Consider the following 373-nt stretch of genomic DNA (forward strand, 5'->3'; position numbering starts at 1 on the left):
TGGCCCGTGTGCCCGCCACGCCCGAGCCGCTGGACGAGGCCCACGCCCGCGCCCGGTTCGAGGCGCGGCTGGCGGGCCGCATGACGGCGGCGGCAGGGCCGGCGGCGGGTGAGGCATGAGCGAGGAATTCCAGACCGATCTGGGTTTCGACGCCGTGGACGCGGCGCCCGACGACCAGACCTTCGTGGTGGACATCGACGGCTATGAGGGGCCGCTGCACGTGCTGCTGGCGCTGGCCCGCACCCAGAAGGTGGACCTGCTGAAGCTGTCGATCACGAAGCTGGCGGAGCAGTATCTGGCCTTCGTGCACGAGGCGCGCAGCCGCAACTTCTCGCTGGCGGCGGACTATCTGGTGATGGCCTCGTGGCTGGCC

The 373-nt window shown here is 71.3% G+C and carries 1 pseudogene; it reads left to right on the plus strand.

Going from position 1 to position 373, the window contains the following annotated elements:
- Positions 1-115 precede the first annotated feature (115 nt).
- Positions 116-373, plus strand: a pseudogene (locus FLQ44_RS21795) (hypothetical protein); the annotation flags it as partial.

The organism is Vogesella mureinivorans, from assembly GCF_007644035.1.
Taxonomy (GTDB): Bacteria; Pseudomonadota; Gammaproteobacteria; order Burkholderiales; family Chromobacteriaceae; genus Vogesella; species Vogesella mureinivorans.